At 61.9% G+C, this 16899-nt stretch carries 14 protein-coding genes, 2 rRNA genes, 1 pseudogene and 1 riboswitch; of the genes and pseudogenes, 8 read left to right on the forward strand and 9 right to left on the reverse strand.

What is annotated here, in order from left to right; genetic code table 11:
* The 6 genes from ACLHZ1_RS06130 to ACLHZ1_RS06155 form a co-directional block, all read left to right on the forward strand.
* Positions 1-108, forward strand: a 23S ribosomal RNA gene (locus tag ACLHZ1_RS06130); the annotation flags it as partial.
* 124 nt (positions 109-232) lie between these two features.
* Positions 233-347: ribosomal RNA gene (gene rrf / locus ACLHZ1_RS06135) — 5S ribosomal RNA — on the forward strand.
* 359 nt (positions 348-706) lie between these two features.
* Positions 707-1156: a pullulanase gene (locus tag ACLHZ1_RS06140; protein ID WP_427261377.1), complete on the forward strand. Its 450-nt coding sequence runs from the start codon at positions 707-709 to the stop codon at positions 1154-1156.
* A 208-nt stretch (positions 1157-1364) separates the two neighbouring features.
* A complete protein-coding gene (locus ACLHZ1_RS06145; protein ID WP_427261378.1) occupies positions 1365-3512 on the forward strand; it encodes an adenosylcobalamin-dependent ribonucleoside-diphosphate reductase in 2148 nt (715 codons plus the stop codon).
* A gap of 9 nt (positions 3513-3521) precedes the next feature.
* On the forward strand, positions 3522-4193 hold the full coding sequence (locus tag ACLHZ1_RS06150; RefSeq protein WP_427261379.1) for an NrdJb: 672 nt from the start codon (positions 3522-3524) through the stop codon (positions 4191-4193).
* A 207-nt stretch (positions 4194-4400) separates the two neighbouring features.
* Positions 4401-5771, forward strand: coding sequence for a PhoH family protein (locus ACLHZ1_RS06155; RefSeq protein WP_427261380.1), 1371 nt, complete (start codon positions 4401-4403; stop codon positions 5769-5771).
* Between the two features lie 77 nt (positions 5772-5848).
* On the opposite strand, the gene ACLHZ1_RS06160 is transcribed toward ACLHZ1_RS06155, so the two are convergent.
* From ACLHZ1_RS06160 to thiB, 4 genes are all read right to left on the reverse strand, one after another.
* Positions 5849-6010, reverse strand: coding sequence for a hypothetical protein (locus ACLHZ1_RS06160; protein WP_427261381.1), 162 nt, complete (start codon positions 6008-6010; stop codon positions 5849-5851).
* A gap of 15 nt (positions 6011-6025) precedes the next feature.
* Positions 6026-6736 (reverse strand): thiamine ABC transporter ATP-binding protein, encoded by a 711-nt coding sequence (thiQ, locus tag ACLHZ1_RS06165; RefSeq protein ID WP_427261382.1) that lies wholly within the window; start codon positions 6734-6736, stop codon positions 6026-6028.
* Positions 6737-6814: 78 nt separating this feature from the next.
* The gene (gene thiP / locus ACLHZ1_RS06170; RefSeq protein ID WP_427261383.1) at positions 6815-8443 is read right to left on the reverse strand and encodes a thiamine/thiamine pyrophosphate ABC transporter permease; all 1629 of its coding nucleotides are present in this window, start codon (positions 8441-8443) and stop codon (positions 6815-6817) included.
* A complete protein-coding gene (gene thiB / locus ACLHZ1_RS06175; protein WP_427261384.1) occupies positions 8419-9408 on the reverse strand; it encodes a thiamine ABC transporter substrate binding subunit in 990 nt (329 codons plus the stop codon). Before thiB ends, thiP begins: the two co-directional genes overlap by 25 nt.
* Before the next feature lie 43 nt (positions 9409-9451).
* A riboswitch (TPP riboswitch) is annotated at positions 9452-9542 on the reverse strand.
* 87 nt (positions 9543-9629) lie between these two features.
* Between thiB and ACLHZ1_RS06180 the strand changes: the two genes are divergently transcribed.
* Complete coding sequence (locus ACLHZ1_RS06180; protein ID WP_041997774.1) at positions 9630-9920, forward strand: PilZ domain-containing protein; 291 nt, start codon at positions 9630-9632, stop codon at positions 9918-9920.
* 57 nt (positions 9921-9977) lie between these two features.
* Here the strand turns inward: ACLHZ1_RS06180 and ACLHZ1_RS06185 are convergent.
* From ACLHZ1_RS06185 to leuA, 5 genes and pseudogenes are all read right to left on the reverse strand, one after another.
* Positions 9978-10914 (reverse strand): annotated as a pseudogene (locus tag ACLHZ1_RS06185) (transglutaminase domain-containing protein).
* 104 nt (positions 10915-11018) lie between these two features.
* Positions 11019-11618, reverse strand: coding sequence for a 3-isopropylmalate dehydratase small subunit (leuD, locus tag ACLHZ1_RS06190; RefSeq protein ID WP_427261385.1), 600 nt, complete (start codon positions 11616-11618; stop codon positions 11019-11021).
* Between the two features lie 103 nt (positions 11619-11721).
* Entirely contained in the window at positions 11722-13119 is a 1398-nt protein-coding gene (gene leuC, locus ACLHZ1_RS06195) for a 3-isopropylmalate dehydratase large subunit (protein WP_427261386.1), read from the reverse strand.
* 31 nt (positions 13120-13150) lie between these two features.
* On the reverse strand, positions 13151-14236 hold the full coding sequence (gene leuB / locus ACLHZ1_RS06200) for a 3-isopropylmalate dehydrogenase (protein ID WP_427261387.1): 1086 nt from the start codon (positions 14234-14236) through the stop codon (positions 13151-13153).
* On the reverse strand, positions 14233-15795 hold the full coding sequence (leuA, locus tag ACLHZ1_RS06205) for a 2-isopropylmalate synthase (protein ID WP_427261388.1): 1563 nt from the start codon (positions 15793-15795) through the stop codon (positions 14233-14235). Before leuA ends, leuB begins: the two co-directional genes overlap by 4 nt.
* A 409-nt stretch (positions 15796-16204) precedes the next feature.
* Between leuA and ACLHZ1_RS06210 the strand changes: the two genes are divergently transcribed.
* Positions 16205-16828, forward strand: a complete 624-nt coding sequence (locus tag ACLHZ1_RS06210) for a TetR/AcrR family transcriptional regulator (RefSeq protein WP_427261389.1) — start codon at positions 16205-16207, stop codon at positions 16826-16828.
* The last annotated feature ends 71 nt before the right edge of the window (positions 16829-16899 follow it).

Consider the following 16899-nt stretch of genomic DNA (forward strand, 5'->3'; position numbering starts at 1 on the left):
TTGAGGGTCCTAAAGGGCCGTTGGAGACCACAACGTTGATAGGTGGGGTGTGTAAGCGCGGCGACGTGTTGAGCTAACCCATACTAATTACCCGTGAGGCTTAACCATACAACACCCAAGAAGTGTTCTGAGGCTTGTAGCAAATCGAAGAACTACTTACAAATTCAGTGATAGCGACAAAGCAAACAAGCGAAGTCGTTATTCACGTCAGCTTTCCAGATGAAGTTTTTTGCCTGGCGGCCATAGCGCCGTGGAACCACCTGATCCCATGCCGAACTCAGAAGTGAAACGCGGTAGCGCCGATGGTAGTGTGGCATTCGCCATGCGAGAGTAGGACACTGCCAGGCACCCAATTATCGATGATGCGACCGCATCGTCGGCCACGCGAGAGCAGAACGCTCTTGGCAGGCAGCCAACACGAAGAACCCCGCTCATCGAGCGGGGTTTTTTGTTATCTGAGAATTGTCTGGCCTGTGCCATGATGATCCCTTCTGACGTTTCATAGTCCCTTACTGCACCATTATTCTTCTCTTGTTACTCCCTGGGTTGGTTTTATTTTGCTCGTTAATTGTCTATCAACCTCATTGAGTGGGCGCAAAAAGTACAGATTGTGATGGCCTTACCTTTATTGTGATGTTTGCTCTGGTTTAATTCATGGGTCCACATGGATGGACCAAGGAATCACAATAATTTAAGGAATAGACCCATGTTCAAGAGAACAGTAACGATGATGCTGGCGGCGGGAACCCTGGTATTAGGCGGTTGTGCAGCCAATGGCGGTGCAGAACAGGCGGCAGACAACAGCGACTTCGATGGCAAGTCCATCTACCTGCGCGGGGAGATGAACGACTGGATGGCCACCGATGAGAGCAAGGTGGTCAAGGTGGCCGACAAGCTTTACATGGCCAAGGGGACCCTCAAGAAAGAGTGGGCTCCCTACAAGTTCAAGTTTGCCGACTCCGGCTGGAGCTGCGGCACCAACTTCGGTTACCAGAGTCCGAGCGATGGCGTCGTCGTACTGGGCGGGGAAGCTGTGCCAAGCAACCCTTGTTCCAAGTATGAGGACATGAAGTTCTCGCCCGATGCCGATGGCGTCTATGAGTTCTATCTGAATATGGCGGGCGAAACGCCGAGCGTATACGTCAAGAAACCCTGAGATAGTCCCTCGCATTAAATCTTTCGGGAAATGAATCAGTTAAATGCCCCGGACCAGAAACCTGCTGGTCGGGGCGTTTTTTTGGGATGGCGGCGGCGTACAGTGAGGGAGATACTACATATAGTGTGATTGAGTTGTTATTAAACCTATTTATTGTGTTTTTTGACTCTGTCATGAGGTTGTCGCATTCACATAAGGTGGCTTGAAAATGGCTAAATCCAACCCTGTGCTGGAGAGCGGATCCGGATCGGCTCTCACCCCCCTGCAGGAAACCTCCCTCGAGATCTGGGACAGCAAGTATCGCCTCAAGAGCAAGGATGGGATGCCCGTCGACGGCTCTATCGACGAGACCTACCAACGGGTTGCCCGCGCGCTGGCGGCGCAGGAGCGCGAACCCGACGCCTGGTATGAGCCTTTCCTGTGGGCCCTGCGCAATGGCGCCATCCCGGCGGGTCGCATCACCTCCAATGCCGGCGCCTTCGAGCACAAGCCTGCCACCTCGACCATCAACTGCACTGTCTCCGGCACCATCGAAGATTCGATGGATGACATTCTCGGCAAGGTGCACGAGGCGGGGCTGACCCTGAAGGCGGGCTGCGGTATCGGCTATGACTTCTCGACCCTGCGACCGCGCGGCGCCTTCGTCTCGGGGGCCGGCGCCTATACCTCCGGGCCGCTCTCCTTCATGGATATCTACGACAAGATGTGTTTCACCGTCTCATCAGCCGGTGGCCGCCGTGGCGCCCAGATGGGCACCATGGATATCCGGCATCCCGACGTCGTCGAGTTTATCCAGGCCAAGCGGGAGGATGGCCGCCTGCGCCAGTTCAACCTCTCCCTGCTCATCACCGAAGCGTTCGTCAAGGCGGTGAAGGAGGATGCCCCCTGGCAACTGATCTTCCCTTACACCGCCAAAGAGGTGGCGCAGGACGGCATAGCGCTGGATGACCCCGCTCAGGTGATCTGGGCCGATTGGCCGAACAAGGAAGGGGTGGTGATAAGCGACTCGGGCCAGGTGGCCTGCAAGGTCTACAAGACCCTGCCCGCGCGCAAGCTGTGGAACGTTATCATGACCTCCACCTATGACTATGCGGAGCCCGGTTTCATCCTGATCGACAAGGTCAATCAGATGAACAACAACTGGTTCTGCGAGGAGATCCGTGCCACCAACCCCTGTGGTGAGCAGCCCTTGCCCCCCTATGGCGCCTGTCTGCTGGGCTCGGTCAATCTGACCACCTTCGTGCGGGACCCCTTCACCGAACAGGCGACCTTCGATTGGCCCGCGTTTCGCAAGGTGGTGGCCATCTTCACTCGCATGCTCGACAACGTGGTGGAGATCAACCAGCTGCCGCTGGCCAGGCAGCGCGAGGAGATCACAGCCAAGCGCCGTCATGGCATGGGCTTCCTGGGGCTGGGCTCGACCCTCACCATGCTGCAGATAAAATATGGCTCTGCCGCTTCCGTCGCCTTCACCGAGCAGGTCTCCCAGGAGCTGGCCATGACCGGTTGGCAGGAGTCCTTGCGTCTGGCCAAGGAGAAGGGCCCGGCGCCCATCATGGAGCAGGCGTTTGAAATCACCGGCAAGATGCTGCGGCTGCGCCCCGAGATGGCGGCCGATGGCATCAGGCTCGGTGACAAGGTGAAGGGCAAGGTGTTGCACGCGCGCTACAGCCGCTACATGCAACAGGTGGCGGAGGTGGATCCCGCTCTGGTGGCCGAGCTGGCCGAGGTGGGGGGGCGCTTCACCCACCACAGCAGCATAGCGCCGACCGGTACCATCTCCTTGTCGCTGGCCAACAACGCCAGCAACGGCATAGAGCCGAGCTTCGCCCACCACTACAGCCGCAACGTCATCAAGCCGGGCAAGAAGAGCAAGGAGAGCGTGGATGTCTACTCCTTCGAGCTGCTGGCCTACCGCGAGCTGGTGAATCCGGCCGCCATGCCTTACACCGAAGATGATGCCTGCCGTCTGCCGGATTACTTCATCACAGCCGACGACATCAACCCGGCCCAGCACGTGGACATCCAGGCGGTGGCCCAGCGCTGGATAGATTCGTCCATCTCCAAGACGGCCAATGTGCCGACCGACTTCCCGTTCGAGCAGTTCAAGGACATCTACATGTATGCCTCGGACTCCGGCCTCAAGGGTTGTACCACCTTCCGCTTCAACCCGGAGGCCTTCCAGGGCGTGCTGGTGAAGGAGCAGGATCTGGAGCACACCAGCTACGAGTTCACCCTGGAGGATGGTTCCGTCATCACGGCCAAGGGGAACGAGGAGATCGAATACGATGGCGAGCTGCACACCGCCGCCAACCTCTACGATGCCTTGAAAGAAGGCTATTACGGCAAATTCTGAGGACGAGACATGGTCAAGAAGATCGACAGGAAAATCGTCGCCTACAAGGTGAAAACCCGGGATGAGCCGCAAGACGATCTGGTCCCCCAGGATGACGTGGTGCACATGCATGAAACCGTGCTGCGCCCGGAGCGGCTGATGGGCACCACCTACAAGCTGAAGACGCCGGAACATGTCTCCGAGCACTCGTTGTTCATCACCATCAACGACATAGTGCTCAACGAGGGTACGGTGCACGAGACCCGCCGCCCGTTCGAGATCTTCATTAACTCCAAGAGCCTGGAGCACTATCAGTGGATAGTGGCGCTGACCCGTATCATCTCCGCGGTGTTCCGCAAGGGCGGGGATGTCACCTTCCTGGTGGAGGAGCTGAGATCCGTGTTCGATCCCAAGGGGGGTTACTGGAACAAGGGCAAGTATGTGCCGTCGCTCATCGCCGAAATTGGCAACGTGATCGAGACCCATCTCACCGAGATAGGCATGCTCAAGGCCACCGGGCTGGATGAGCATCAGCGGGCGTTCCTGGCCAAGAAGCTGACCGAGCAACAGACCGACGAGCAGCAGATCGGCAGCGGCTTCCCGCCCGGTGCGGCGCTCTGCTACAAGTGCCACAGCAAGGCGCTGGTGCAGAAGGATGGCTGCATGACCTGCCTCAACTGCGGCGATTCCAAGTGCGGTTGAGGGAGTGAACCGTGACAAGGGACCGGCCAGTGCGCCGGTCTCTTCATTGCTGTTTTTATGTTCAGCTGAGACGGGTGTGCGAGCGATTTGTTGCGCAGCGGTAAAATCGGGCGTAGCGTTGGGGGTAATAAAACTGTCACGGCCGTGTGGTTTCAATGACATCTGAGATTCACACACGTGGCACCTTCAGTGCCAAGGAGGATGCTTATGGACAATGCGGACCGGAAGCTGTTTATCCTGGATACCAACGTTCTGTTACACGAACCCCTCGCCATCTACTCCTTCAAAGAGCACGACGTGCTCATCCCCATGACGGTGCTGGAAGAACTCGACAACATCAAGGATCGCCAGAAGGATGTGAGCCGGGATGCCAGGGTGGCCATTCGTGCGCTGGAGGATGTGTTCCGCGACGCGACGCCGGAGCAGATCACCACAGGGGTGACCCTGGCCGGCGAGGCCTCGGGCCATATCTCCATCTTCAGTGACCACCATCTGCCCCAGGATGCCGAGATCTTCACCGACAAGGAGGCGGACAACCGCATCATCAACGCCGCCCTCTACCTGCAAAAGCATGAGTCCAAGCGTCAGGTGGTGCTGGTCACCAAGGACATCAACATGCGGCTCAAGGCGAAGGGCGCCGGGCTGGCCCATGTGGAGGATTATCGCAGCGACCAGCTGATCGACGACATCCGGCTGCTGGCCAAGGGATTCCAGCAGGTGCCTGGCAGCTTCTGGGAGCGGGTGGGGGAGTGCGAGAGCGAGACCCATGGCCGGGAAACCGTCCATGTGGTCGATACCAAGCTGCTCGAGGGGGTGCATGTGAACCAGTACCTCATCGACGAGGAGAACTTCTTCGCCGCTCGGGTGCTCGAGCATGACGATCAACACATACGGCTGCGGGATCTGGGCCGCGAGCGGTTGATGTCGCGCAAGGCCTGGGGCGTGCATCCCAAGAACATCTATCAGGGCATGGCCCTGGATGCCCTGCTCGATCCCCACATCGACCTGGTGATCCTGACCGGCCCGGCGGGCTGCGGCAAGACCCTGCTCGCCATGGCGGCGGCCCTGGAACTGGTGATTGAAAAAGGGATCTACGACAAGGTGATCGTCACCCGCAACACCCCGGAAATTGCCGAGAGCATCGGCTTCCTGCCCGGTACCGAGGAGGAGAAGATGATGCCCTGGCTGGCGGCGGTAACCGATACCCTGGAGGTGCTGCACAAGCAGGATGAGAACATGAGCGGGTCGCTGAGCTACATCATGGAGAAGGCCAACATCCAGTTCAAATCGGTCAACTTCATGCGCGGGCGCAGCATCCAGAACACCTTCGTCTTGCTGGATGAGTGCCAGAACCTGACCGCTTCCCAGCTCAAGACCATCATCACCCGCTGCGGCGAGGGAACCAAGATCGTCTGCTCCGGCAACTTGGCTCAGATTGACTCCAATTATCTGAGTCCGGTGACCTCGGGGCTGACCTACATCGTCGAGCGATTCAAGAACTTCGAAGGGAGCGCCAACATCTACCTCAACGGGGTTGTGCGCAGCCGACTGGCCTCGTTTGCCGAGGAAAACCTCTGATGTAACGACATCTCTGCATATGGAAAAGGGAAGCCGGCCGGCTTCCCTTTTTTGATCTCTGACGCCGGCTGCCGGCGCTATGGCAAGGAGGCGCGACCCAGGTAGCGCAGCAACCCGGGGTGATCGCTGCTTTGCAGGATATCCGGCTTGCCCTGCAAGGCGATGCGCCCCTCGTCGATAAACAGCAGCCGATCGGCAATCAACAGGGCATCTTCAGGGGTATGACAGGGGGAGACCATCAGCTTGTAAGCCTTTCATTTTGGCGCCACAGCGCGACCCAGGTAGCGCAGCAATCCGGGGTGATCACTGCTTTGCAGGATATCTGGTTTGCCCTGCAAGGCGATGCGTCCCTCGTCGATAAACAGCAGCCGATCGGCAATCAACAGGGCATCCTCAGGGTTATGGGAGACCATCAGCACGGTAATGCCCTGCTCGCAGGCGAGGCGGGCCACTTCGGCCAGCATCTCCCGGCGCAGGGCGGGATCGAGCGCCGAGAAGGGCTCGTCCAGCAGCAGCAGCGGCTTGCCCCGCACCAGGGCGCGGGCCAGCCCCACCCGCTGTTGCTGGCCGCCGGAGAGCTGCTCCGGCAGGCGCGTCAGCATCTCCCTGAGGCCTACCCGTCCGGCGGCATCGATCACCTGACTTCGCTGGGCGCTGCTCAGGCGCAGTCCCGGGTGCAGGCCGATGGCGATGTTGTCGAACACCGACAGGTGCAGGAAGAGGTTGTGATCCTGAAACAGGGTGGTGACCGGCCGCTCGGCTGGGCCCAGCGGCAGCAGATCCTGGCCGTCGAAGGCGAGGGTGCCGGACTCCACCGGCACGAAGCCCGCTATCATGCCGAGCAGGGTGGACTTGCCGGCGCCGCTCGGGCCGATGAGGGCGGTGATCTCCCCCTTGGGCAGCGCCGCGCTGAAGCTGACGCGCCAATCGGGGTAGCTGGTGACCAGCCCATCAATGTTCAGCATGTTGTTTTCTCCAAGAGGCTGTTCGACCCGCCACCGTGGCCGAATAAGTGGTGAGCGTTGAGCCATGCGCTCTGCGCCTCAATGTTCGGCATGTTTTCCTCCAAGCCCTCGCTCGACCAGCCAGAACAGGGAAAGACACAAGAGCAGCAGCAGCAGGGCGGTGGCGGCCGCCTCGGTCAGCCGGTAACTGCCGAGCTGCTGATAGAGCAGCCAGGGCAGGGTGGTGAGGCTCTGGCTGCCGAACATGGCGATGGCGCCGAGATCCCCGAGGGACAATATCATGGAGAGCGCCATGGCCAGCGCCAGCGGGCGGCGCAGCATAGGCAATTCCACCAGGCGAAAGCGATGGAGCCCGCTCATCCCAAGGCTGTCCGCCAGCCTGTCATACTGGCGCACCACCAGCTGCATGGGGGCGGAGAGGGTGCGCAGCACATAGGGCAGCGCCATCAGGGCGTTGACCAGCACCACCAGCCAGGGGGCGAGTGCAAACACATCGGCGAAGGGCATGAACAGGATGAAGAGCCCTGTACTCAGCACCACCGCCGGGATCATCAAGATCATGGCGCCGCTGGCCTCCCACAGGGCGGCGGCGCGGCGGCGACGCCTGCGCACCTTGAGATGGCGGCTGGTGAGCAGCAGGCCGCTGCCGAGCAGGGTGGCGAGGGTCCCGGCCCCGACGGCGATGAGCAGGGACTGGCCCGCCGCCTGCCACAGGGCGCGGGAGGCCAGCGCCGTGAGCAGTTCCCCATTGGCGCCGGCGATCAGGATGGCCAGCAGGGGCGGCAGGAAGATGGCGATGGCCAGCAGCAGCACCAGGCTGTCTGTCAGCAGGGTGCCCGGCTGCTGGCTGTCCGGGCGCCGCGTGGTGCCTGCCCGGTTCATGCGGCCGGCCGGGCTGCTCTGCAACTTGTGCTGCACCAGGAGCAGGGCGGCGGTGAGCAGCAGCTGCACCAGGGCCAGGCCGCCTGCGGTGGCGAGATCAAAGTCAAAGCGCAGCGCCTGGTAGACGGCCACCTCCAATGTGGTGGACTTGGGGCCGCCTCCCAGCGCCAGCACTGTGGTGAAGCTGGTGAAGCAGAGCATGAAGATGAGACTGGCCAGCCCCGGCAGGGCGGCGCGAATGAGCGGCCACTCCAGCAGCCGGAAGATATGGGAGGAGCGCATGCCGAGCTGGCTGGCCAGGCGCCAGGAGGATTCGGGGATGGTCTCCAGGCTTTGCAGCAGCAAGCGGGCCGCCAGGGGCATGTTGAAGAAGACATGGGCCAGTAGTATGCCGAACAGGCCGTACAGGTAGTTGCCGGGATCCAGCCCCAGGCCGCGCAGCAGCTGCGGCAGCCAGCCCTGCCTGCCATGAACGGCGACGATGCCGAAGATGGCGATGATGACGGGCAGCACCAGGGAGAGGCCGAACAGCTTGAGCAGCAGGCGGCGGCCCGGGAAACGGCGCCGGGCCAGGGCGCGGGCCACGGGAATGGCCAGCCCGAGGCTCAGCAGGGTGGAGAGCAGGGCCTGCCCCAGGCTGAAGCCCAGCACGTGGCGCAGATAGGGATCGCTCAGCAGGGCGCGGGGGGACAGGGTGCCCGCCTGCCACAGCAGGGCTGCCAGCGGCCCCAGGGAGAGCAGCAGGATGATCAGGGTGGCGGCACTGCCCGGCAGCCACCAGAGCAGACGACGACCTGCCCTCACTGGGTGACGGCTTGCAGCCACTCGCGGATCCAGCCCTTGCGGTTGGCGGCCACCTCGTCCGCGCTGAAGGCGAGCGGCTTGGTGACGGTGATCATCTGCTCGAATCCCTGGGGCAGTTCGGTGCCGATGACCGGATACATCCAGTTGCCGGTCGGGATCAGTTGCTGGAAGGCGGGGCTTACCATGAATTGCAGGAACTGGTCGGCCAGCTCGTCCTGTTTGGCGCCCTTGAGCTTGGCGGCCACCTCTACCTGGCGGTAGTGTCCCTCCTCGAACGCGGCGGCCCGATACTGGCTCTTCTGCTCGGCGATCAGGTGATAGGCGGGGGAGCTGGTGTAGGAGAGCACCATGTCCGCCTCGCCATCCATGAACATGCCGTAGGCCTCGGACCAGCCCTTGGTGACGGTGACCGTCTTCTTGGCCAGCTGCTCCCAGGCGGCCGGGGCCTGGTCGCCGTAGACCGACTTCATCCACAGCATCAGCCCCTGACCCGGGGTGGAGGTGCGGGGATCCTGATAGATCACCTTGAGATCGGGCCGCGCCACCAGCTCTTTCAGGCTCTTGGGGGGATGCTTGAGCTTGCCGCTGTCGTAGACGAAGGCGAAGTAGCCGTAGTCATAGGGGACGAAGCTGTCATCCTGCCAGCCCCCCGGCACCTTGAGGGCGTCGAGTCGGGTGGCATGGGGGGCGAACAGACCGCTCTGCTTGGCCTCGGCCATCAGGGCATCGTCCAGACCCAGCACCAGGTCGGCCTTGCTGTGGCTCCCCTCGAGGCGCAGCCGGTTGAGGATGGCGACCCCGTCTTCAAGCGGAACCAGATTGAGGGTGCAGCCACACTCTTGCTCGAACGCCTGCTTGACCTTGGGGCCCGGGCCCCATTCGGAGGCGAAAGAGTCATAGGTATAGACGGTGAGGGTCGGGGAGGTCGCGGCCTGGGCGGCGCCAGTGAGCAGCAGGGCGGTGGCGGCGGTCAGCATGGTGTTCATCTATGGCACTCCTGTGAGGTGCCGACGGATGAGGAGGCGCCCCGCGCCTCTTGTCTCAAATTCCTCCGCCAGCATTATCTGGATCAGGTTCACGGGTATCATCTCAGCGCCTGGGCGCACCCCGTTTGAGCAAGGAGTCGCATTGTATTAACCTTCTGGGGGCCAGGCCAGCACAACTTGCGCAGTGGGCGGGGCGAGAGTAACCACACCAGGAGGTTCGAGTGATCACCAGCACCAAGGAAAGACGCGCCTTTCAGCGCATGATAATCAATGCCCCCGTCACCCTCTATCAGCAGGATCTCATCCTGGTGGGGATCTGCCGGGATCTGAGCGCCAATGGCATGGGGATACTGGTCAGCGAACACGGCCTCGATCTTGGCCAGCCGATCCGGGTCAGTCTCGCCACCCACAGCAATCTGTTGCCGCCGTTTGAGGCCAGGGCCCGCATCATTCGGGAGCTGGACGAGGCAGAAGGCAAGCTGCTGGCGGTGGAGTTTCAACAGATAGGTTAAGGGATGCGCCCGGCAGGCGGGCGCATCGGCATACAGTCCCCGAGCCTGCTCTTCGGCTCATCCCGTCTCCTCGGGACGCACCGGCTGCACGTTCAGCTGGCCGCTCTCCACCAAGACTCTGCTGCTCGGCGCCAGCTGGCCCGGGGGCAGGGTGGCTGGGCCGGTCGGCTCCAGCAGCAGATAGGTCTCCCCCTCCCAGTTCAGGGTCGCCTCGCCCGCTTGAGCCGGCAGGGCCACCCCCAGCAGGGCATGACCCGGCACGAACACCATGGCCTGCTTGAGGTCGGGAAAGAGCTGGGCCAGCAGGGCAGCCATCAGGGTGACCTTGCTGTCGCAATCTCCCCGGTTCTGCTCCAGCACCTGGCGCGGAGTCAAGAGGCCGCGGCCGCTGCGCCCGCTGGGGTTGTCGAGCAGCAGATAGGGAATGGCCTGCACGAAGTAGAGCATGTGTGCCAGCGTCTGCTGGCGTATTTCTGTCTCCGTGGCCCCCTCCTGCCTGAGCTGCTCGGCCAGAGGCGCCAGTTCGGCGCGACTCTCCAGGGCGATGCGCACATGGTCCTGCTTGATGGCGGGCTGGCCGTCGGGCGGGGTGAAATACTGGAAATAACGATCGTGCAGCCATTCGCGCTCCAGCTCGGCGCGACGCTCCTTCACCCAGGCCATGGCGGCCCTGGCCTTGTCCTGGTTGCGGCTCTTTAGGCCGAGCTCGAATCCGGGCCGGGCGAGGGAGAATTGCACCTCGGGGAACTCAAGCGCAGCCTGCTGCAGCAGGCTCTGCAGTACCTCCTCCTGCATCCTGGCCGGGCGATAGGCGATGAGGGGTGGCAGCTTGCCCGCCTCCAGCCGGTAGCTGAGTTGCTGGGGGGGGGCCCTCCCTGTCCTGCCAGCCGACATTGAGCTGACCGCCGCTGCCGTTGAAATAGATCTGCCCGGCGCTGGCCGGCAGGGTGAATAGCATGCCAAGCAGCAGGGGGAGGGCGCGGGTCGTCTTCATCATCCTTTCCTGTCGGTGAGCCCATGGAGCCTAGGCGAGACTGAGAATAAAACAGGGAGCCTCGGCTCCCTGTTGATTCTACCTATTTTCTTGCCGCTGGCGCGTCAGATCCAGCTCGGCTGCTTCGCCTCGAAGGCACTGATGGCGGCCTCGTGTTGCAGGGTCAGGCCGATGGCATCCAGCCCGTTGAGCAGGCAGTAACGGCGGAATTCGTCGATTTCGAAGCCGAACGTGAGGCTACCTGCGCGCACCTGATTGGCCTCCAGATCCACCTCGATCTCGATGCCCGGGTTGGCCGCGACCAGCTGGAACAGGGCCTCGACCTCCTCTTCTTTCAGGCGTACCGGCACCATGCCGTTGTTGATGGCGTTGCCGTAGAAGATGTCGGCAAAGCTCGGGGCAATGATGGTCCTGAAGCCGTAGTCCGCCAGCGCCCAGGGGGCGTGTTCGCGGCTCGAGCCACAGCCGAAGTTCTCCCGTGCCAGCAAGATGCTGGCACCGGCGAATTGCGGCTGGTTGAGCACGAACTCGGGGTTGGGCTGCTGGCCTGCATCGTCAAGGAAGCGCCAGTCGTGGAACAGGTGCTTGCCAAAGCCGATGCGGTTGACCTTCTGCAGAAACTGCTTGGGAATGATGGCGTCGGTGTCGACGTTGGCGCTGTCGAGGGGGACGACGATCCCTTTATGCTGTTTGAATCCTGTCATCGTTATCTCCTCTTACAGTGCGCGAATATCGGCGAAGATGATGTCGGTGACGGCGAAGGGCCGTCCGCGTTGTTTGAAACCTGTCATCATGTTTTCCCTGTCGTTACAGCGCACGAATGTCGGCGAAGCGGCCGGTGACGGCGGCGGCGGCGGCCATGGCCGGGCTCACCAGGTGGGTGCGGCCGGCGCGGCCCTGACGCCCTTCGAAGTTGCGGTTGCTGGTGGAGGCGCAGCGCTCCCCGGGTTGCAGCCGGTCGTTGTTCATGGCCAGACACATGGAGCAGCCGGGCAGGCGCCACTCAAAGCCAGCCTCGAGGAAGATCTTGTCCAGCCCCTCGGCCTCGGCCTGGGCCTTCACCTGCTCGGAGCCCGGCACCACCAGGGCCTGTACCCCGGCGGCCACCTTGCGGCCACGGGCGATGGCGGCGGCGGCGCGCAAGTCTTCGATGCGGCTGTTGGTGCAGGAGCCGATGAACACCTTGTCGATGGTGACATCACAGAGCTTCTGGCCCGGCTGCAAGTCCATGTAGGCCAGCGCCTTGCGGGCGGATTGCTGCTCCATCAGATCGCTGAAGGATTCCGGTGCCGGAATGGGTTCATTGACGGCGATCACCTGGCCCGGGTTGGTGCCCCAGGTGACCTGAGGGGCGATGTCGGCGGCGTTGAGCACCACCTCGGCATCGAAGGTGGCATCGGCATCGCTCTTGAGGGTCTGCCAGTAGGCGATGGCCTGCGCCAGCGCCTCGCCGGTGGGGGCGAATACCTTGCCCTGGATGTAGTCGATGGTGGTCTGGTCGGGGGCTATCATGCCCGCCTTGGCGCCGAGTTCGATGGCCATGTTGCACACCGTCATGCGCCCTTCCATGGAGAGATCCCTGATGGCATCGCCCGCGAACTCCACCACGTAACCGGTGCCGCCGGCAGCGCCGACCTTGCCTATGATGGCCAGCACCACGTCCTTGGCGCTGATGCCCTCGGCCAGCTTGCCGTTGACCGAAATGCGCATGGTCTTGGCGCGCCCCTGTTTCAGGGTCTGGGTGGCCATCACGTGCTCCACCTCCGAGGTGCCGATGCCGAAGGCCAGCGACCCGAAGGCACCGTGGGTGGCGGTGTGGGAGTCGCCGCAGACGATGGTGGTGCCGGGCAAGGTGATGCCGAGCTCAGGCCCCATCACGTGGACTATGCCCTGGTATTTGTGGTTGAGGTCGTAGAGACGAACCCCGAACTCCTTGCAGTTGGCGGCCAACGTCTCCATCTGGATGCGAGCCATCTCGCCGGAGGCGGCGATGTCCTTGGTGGTGGTGGAGACGTTGTGATCCATGGTGGCCCAGGTCAGATCCGGGCGACGCAGCGGGCGCTTCATGGCGCGCAGGCCGTCGAATGCCTGGGGGCTGGTCACTTCATGCACCAGGTGGCGGTCGATGTAGATGAGGGGCGTCTCCCCTTCCACTTCTCGCACCAGGTGGGCATCGAACACTTTCTGATAGAGGGTCTTGGACATTGCTCTTTCCTTATTATTCAAACCATTGCCATCAGATGCGCGCGGCGATCTGGCTGCCCATGTCGGCGGTGCTCTGCACCGGGTGCTTGGCGCTCGCCTGGTGCAGATCGGCGGTGAAGTAGCCTTCTGCCAGGGTCTGGGCCACGGCCTGCTCGATGGCCTGGGCGGCCGCTTCTTGGTCGAGGCTGTAGCGCAGCATCAGGGCGGCGGAGAGGATCTGGGCGATGGGGTTGGCAATCCCCTTGCCGGCGATGTCCGGGGCCGAGCCACCGGCGGGCTCGAACAGGCCGAAGCCGGATTCGTTGAGGCTGGCGGAGGGGAGCAGCCCCATGGAGCCGGTGATCATGGCGCACTCGTCGGAGAGGATGTCGCCGAACAGGTTGGAGCAGAGCAGCACGTCGAACTGGGACGGATCCTTGATGAGCTGCATGGTGGCGTTGTCAATATACATGTGACTGAGGGCCACATCCGGATAGGCCTTGGCGACTTGGGTCACCACCTCGCGCCACAGGATGGAGGAGGCGAGCACGTTGGCCTTGTCGATGGACGTCACCTTGGAGTGGCGTACCCGGGCAGCCTGGAAGGCGAGGTGGGCGATGCGTTCTATCTCGAAGCGATGGTACACCTCGGTGTCGAATGCCTTCTCGCTGGCCCCGCTCCCCTCGCGTCCCTTGGGTTGGCCGAAGTAGATGCCGCCGGTCAGCTCGCGCACGCAGACGATGTCGAAGCCGCGATCCGAGATGTCGGCCCGCAGGGGAGAGAACTGTTCCAGGCCGGTGTAGATGCGGGCCGGACGCAGGTTGCAGAACAGTTTGAAGTGGGCACGCAGGGGCAGCAAGGCGCCGCGCTCCGGCTGATCGTTGGGCGGCAGATGCTCCCACTTGGGACCACCGACCGAGCCGAACAGCACCGCATCCGCCGCTTCGCAGCCCTGGATGGTGCTCTGCGGCAGGGGGGTGCCGTGGTTGTCGATGGCGATGCCGCCGACATCAAAGCGATCATAGTCGAGGGAGAAGCCGAATTTGGCCTGCACCTTGTCCAGCACCTTGATGGCCTCGGCCATCACTTCCGGGCCAATGCCGTCACCCGGCAATACTGCGATCCGATAACTGCTCATACTGTCTCCGTCTTGGTATTGTTATTGCGTCCCATCTGTTCGGCGACCTGATCGGCGCGCCAGATGCTGTTGATCACGTGGACCAGGGCCTGGGCCGAGGATTCGATGATGTCGGTGGCCAGCCCCATGCCATGGAACTTGCGCCCCTTGTACTCGGCGACGATGTCGACCTGGCCGAGGGCATTCTTGCCTTCCCCCTTGCCCTTGAGCTCGTACTTGTCGATGCGGATATCGATGCCGCTGATGCGATTGATGCACTGGTAGACTGCATCCACAGGGCCGTTGCCGGTGGCCGCTTCGCAGACCAGATCCTGACCCACCTTCAATTTCACCGAGGCGGTGGCCAGCACAGAGCTGCCGCTCTGCACCCCGAGGTACTCCAGCTTGAAGTGCTCGGGCTCCTCGTGGATCTGGCTGAAGAAGGCGAGGGCCTCGAGGTCGTAGTCGAACACCTGGCCCTTCTTGTCGGCCAGGGTCAGGAACTTGCCGTAGAGATGGTCGAGGTCATAGCTGCTCTCGGCGTAACCCATCTGCTCCATGCGGTGCTTGATGACGTGGCGGCCGGAGCGGGAGGTCATGTTCAGGCTGTTCTGGGTCAGGCCTATGCTCTCGGGGGTGATGATTTCGTAGGTGTTCTTCGCCTTGAGCACGCCATCCTGATGGATGCCGGAGCTGTGGGAGAAGGCATTGGCGCCGACGATGGCCTTGTTGGGCTGCACCGGCATGTTGCACAGCTGGCTGACCAGGGTACTGGTGCGGTGGATCTCGTTGTGACGGATGTTGGTGTGGACCCCGAGCAGATCGGCGCGGGTTTTGAGGATCATCGCCACCTCTTCCAGGGAGCAGTTGCCTGCCCGCTCGCCGATGCCGTTGATGGTGCACTCTATCTGGCGCGCCCCCATCTGCACGGCGCCGATGGAGTTGGCCACCGAGAGGCCGAGATCGTCGTGGCAGTGCACCGAGATGATGGCCTGATCGATGTTGGGTACCCGGTTGAACAGGGTCTGGATGATGCCGGAAAACTCGGTCGGTACCGTGTAGCCCACGGTATCCGGAATATTGATGGTGCGGGCGCCGGCCTTGATGGCAGCCTCCACCATGCGGCAGAGGTTGTCGATGGGGGTGCGGCCCGCATCCTCGCAGGAGAACTCCACGTCGTCTGTGTAGCGGCGGGCATGTTTGATGGCGCTAACCCCCATCTCCAGCACGTCTTCGAAGCTTTTCTTCAGCTTGCTCTCCACATGGATGGAGGAGGTGGAGATGAAGGTATGGATGCGAAAGGCGTCGGCGACCCGCAGGGCTTCGCCGGCGGCATCGATGTCCTTGGGCAGGGCGCGGGCCAGGGCGCAGACCCGGCTGTTCTTGATGCTGCGGGCGATGGTCTGCACCGATTGGAAGTCGCCGGGGGAGGAGACCGGGAAGCCCACTTCCATGACGTCGACGCCGAGCCGCTCCAGGGCAAAGGCTATCTGCAGCTTCTCCTTGACCGTCAGACTGGCCGCCAATGCCTGCTCACCATCACGCAAGGTGGTATCGAATATGATGACCCGATTTGACATCTGTTTTCCCTCTTCCTAAGTGCTTTGGTGTGCATCCTGCCAATGGCATAAAAAAACCCGTGCAGGTTGCACGGGTTTTTGTAATGACCGGCTTTGCCTGAGCCCGGCTACAAGGATCCCGCGCGAGGAGTCGCGATTAGGGAAACTAGTAGTAGGCGAGCGGCAATACCCATGAGGTGAACAATCCTTCCAGTCAGTCATGCTTTACCAATATCGAGTTTTTTATGCTGTGTCAATCGGACTTTACCCATGGGATCCCCTGCCTTATTTAATCGAATTGTAAAGGAGTGCAAATTTCCTTGTTCCATGTTCCGCCATTGCTCGATTATCCGGTCATTCCTGCTGCACTCAATCGTCTGAGCAACCGGATCGACTTATCAGCCTTTCGCGCATTCATTCGAGGTATTTCATGGAAAAACGCAGACCCGGTCGCCCGGTCGGACGATCAGACATTCGTGACAAGCTGCTCGCCGCCGCCCGTGAGCGCTTTCTGACCACCCCCTACAGCAAGGTCACCACCCGGGAGATCGCCGAACGGGCCGGCTCCAATCTGGCGATGATCCACTATTACTTCGGCAGCAAGGAGGGGCTCTATCAGGCCGTGCTGGGGGATGTGGCCGAGCCGTTGGAGCAGGCCTGGCAGGATGAGAGCGGCCATCGCAGCCTCAATGATCTGCTCAGCACCTACTACCAGGTGATGGCCCCCAACAGCGAGCTCACCTCCGCCATCTCCAGCGCATTATCGACCGAGAAAAGCCCTGGGCGGGATTTTGTGCTAAATCGCCTCCTCGAGCGTCAGATGCCTCAGTTCGATGCCTTGCTGAGCGCCATGCGAGAGAGCGGCGAGCTCGGTGGTGACGTGGATCCCGAGATGCTCAAGGTCTCCTTCCTCAGCATGATGTGGCAGCCTTTCGTGATGAAGGAGCTCTATGAGCAGGTGTTTGGCCTGACCGTCGACGAGCACTTCATGAGCCGTCTGGCGGATCACAATTGTCGCCTGATGGAATCCGGGCTGCGTCTGGGCCTTAACTGATCGGCGCCAGGGCCGACGGGCCCTGCCATTCATCAATCTGTTATCCCCTCTTCACCTGACTGTCATCATGC

Origin of the sequence: Aeromonas sobria (assembly GCF_050266975.1) — a bacterium.
Lineage (GTDB): Bacteria > Pseudomonadota > Gammaproteobacteria > Enterobacterales > Aeromonadaceae > Aeromonas > Aeromonas sobria_B.

Coding starts and splice junctions, on each gene's coding strand:
- ACLHZ1_RS06140 (WP_427261377.1), top strand. CDS start 707: ATGTTCAAGAGAACAGTAACGATGATGCTGGCGGCGGGAACCCTGGTA.
- ACLHZ1_RS06145 (WP_427261378.1), top strand. CDS start 1,365: ATGGCTAAATCCAACCCTGTGCTGGAGAGCGGATCCGGATCGGCTCTC.
- ACLHZ1_RS06150 (WP_427261379.1), top strand. CDS start 3,522: ATGGTCAAGAAGATCGACAGGAAAATCGTCGCCTACAAGGTGAAAACC.
- ACLHZ1_RS06155 (WP_427261380.1), top strand. CDS start 4,401: ATGGACAATGCGGACCGGAAGCTGTTTATCCTGGATACCAACGTTCTG.
- ACLHZ1_RS06160 (WP_427261381.1), bottom strand. CDS start 6,010: ATGGTCTCCCCCTGTCATACCCCTGAAGATGCCCTGTTGATTGCCGAT.
- thiQ (WP_427261382.1), bottom strand. CDS start 6,736: ATGCTGAACATTGATGGGCTGGTCACCAGCTACCCCGATTGGCGCGTC.
- thiB (WP_427261384.1), bottom strand. CDS start 9,408: ATGAACACCATGCTGACCGCCGCCACCGCCCTGCTGCTCACTGGCGCC.
- leuD (WP_427261385.1), bottom strand. CDS start 11,618: ATGACAGGATTCAAACAGCATAAAGGGATCGTCGTCCCCCTCGACAGC.
- leuC (WP_427261386.1), bottom strand. CDS start 13,119: ATGTCCAAGACCCTCTATCAGAAAGTGTTCGATGCCCACCTGGTGCGA.
- leuB (WP_427261387.1), bottom strand. CDS start 14,236: ATGAGCAGTTATCGGATCGCAGTATTGCCGGGTGACGGCATTGGCCCG.
- leuA (WP_427261388.1), bottom strand. CDS start 15,795: ATGTCAAATCGGGTCATCATATTCGATACCACCTTGCGTGATGGTGAG.
- ACLHZ1_RS06210 (WP_427261389.1), top strand. CDS start 16,205: ATGGAAAAACGCAGACCCGGTCGCCCGGTCGGACGATCAGACATTCGT.